This is a genomic window from bacterium (assembly GCA_026398675.1).
Taxonomy (GTDB): Bacteria; RBG-13-66-14; RBG-13-66-14; order RBG-13-66-14; family RBG-13-66-14; genus RBG-13-66-14.
Genome location: JAPLSK010000003.1, coordinates 1 through 1,810 on the forward strand (window position 1 = coordinate 1; position 1,810 = coordinate 1,810).

Annotated in this window: 2 protein-coding genes; both read right to left on the reverse strand. The window is 65.2% G+C overall.

All coding sequences use genetic code 11. The features are described from left to right. The coding region (locus NTW26_00025; protein MCX7020659.1) for a hypothetical protein at positions 1 to 238 on the reverse strand (238 nt) is incomplete at its 3' end. Positions 239 to 390: 152 nt separating this feature from the next. Continuing rightward, positions 391 to 1,810, reverse strand: a 1,420-nt coding sequence (locus NTW26_00030) for a hypothetical protein (protein ID MCX7020660.1), incomplete at its 5' end; no start/stop codon positions are given.

Below are 1,810 nucleotides of genomic sequence, written 5' to 3' on the forward strand. Positions count from 1 at the left end.
CCAGGCGGGCGATATATCTTCCCGATGCGTCCAGCCGGCTGATTTGCAGGAGTTCGGTTCTCGTGATGGATCTTTTGGGATTACCGAGCTTTTTGCGGACCGCGGCCTCCAGTCCTTCGTCCGCGAATTCAACCTTTTGCACGGCGGCCGCCGCAGCCAGCAACGCGAATAAGACCGCGATGCTGGCTGACAGCAGGCATATTTTTTGTAATAAAATCTTCTTTCGTCTCTCCGCCATTGTCCGGATAGCTGCTCCGGCGATGAATATAAACGCTCGGATAAAGCAGGTGTTTTTTGGAGCTCGCATCGGTTATGGGCGCTGAATAATATTCAAGGCAGCAAACGCCCCCGCAACCGCGAAGGGCTCGGGGGGCGTTGGTATCGTAGGGATTACGTCGCGGGCGTTGGCGTGGGCGGGGTGGGAGGCGGAGGCGTAGGGGGAGGAGGGGTGGCCGGGGGCGGTGTCAGTGTCGGGATCGGCGTGGTGGGCGTCGGCGTCGGGGGAACTGGGGTCGGCGTGGTGGGCGGCGGCGTCGGGGGAACCGGGGTCGGCGTCACCGGCGAGGCGCTCGGCGCCGGGGTCGGCGTCACCGGGGTGGCGCTGGGGGCCGGCGTGGGGGTGGGAGTGACCGGCCAGGGGAGACGCCCGCAGACCGGGATGTCACCCGCCTGCCCGAAGGTCAGCGTGGTCAGGTTTTTAAGCGACCAGAAAGCGATTGATCCCCGGAAGACTCCCGGATTCGTCGTCCCGTCGCCGTTGAAGTCGGCCGGGACGGGATAGTCGCCCGCGGCGCCGAAATACAGCCGCGTCACCCCCGCCACCGCCCACAGGCCGCTGGAACGGCGGAAGAGAGCCTCCTCCTCGAACCCGTCCCCGCTGTAGTCGGCCGGGACGGGGAAGTCGCCCCGGGCCCCGAAGTAGACTGAGCCGATCTCCCGGGCCGCCCACTTGCCGTTGGACGGGCGCCAGATGGCAATGTTTTTTACCCGTGTTCCCTGGTCGTAATACGGAACGGGAATGTCGCCGGCCGCCCCGTAGTAAACCCGGGTGACGTTCATAATCGCCCAGAGGCCGCTCGACGGCTTGAAGACGCCGGCGTCGCAGACGCCGTCGCCGTTATAATCGCCGGTGATCGGGATATCGGAAACCCCGCCGTAGTAGAAGTTGGTCGCTCCCCGCACCGACCACATCCCGGTGGCGGGGCGCCAGATGGCGACCTCGGTCGTCCCGTCGTTGTTGTAATCGCCGCAGGCGGCGATGTCCTGGGAGGCGCCGAAGTAGACGCGGGTGACATCCTTGACCGCCCAGAAGCCGGAGGCGGCGCGGAAGAGGGCGATATCGCAGGTCCCGTCCCCGTTATAGTCGCCGGAGTCGATAAAGGCGATCAGCGGTGTGGCCGACGGGCTCGGGGAGGGAGAGGGGGTCGGCGCGCGGGAGGGGGTTGGAGACGGTTTGCAAGTGGGAGGGGCGGTGGGTTTGGGCGAGGGGGTGGGAGAGGGCGATGGGGAACGACGAGGCGTCGGCGACGGGAGAGGAAACGGTGTGCTAAAAGGAGCTTGAAAGGCCAAAGCGATGTGATAGTCCCCCTCCGGCCAGGCGGGGTGGACAAGGTCCCAATCCGCCCACCACGAATAGCCGTAAAAGTCCGACCAGAAATCAGCGGTGTCGTAGTACTCCATGAACTCCCCGAAGGGATCGGCCAGGCGGCAGTCCTTCTCGCCCGCCAGGGGGATGATATAGGAGAGGGCCAGGGTGGCCGTGGCATCCCGGTAACTTGACTTGTCAAAGCGGGGGATGATAGTGGCGAGG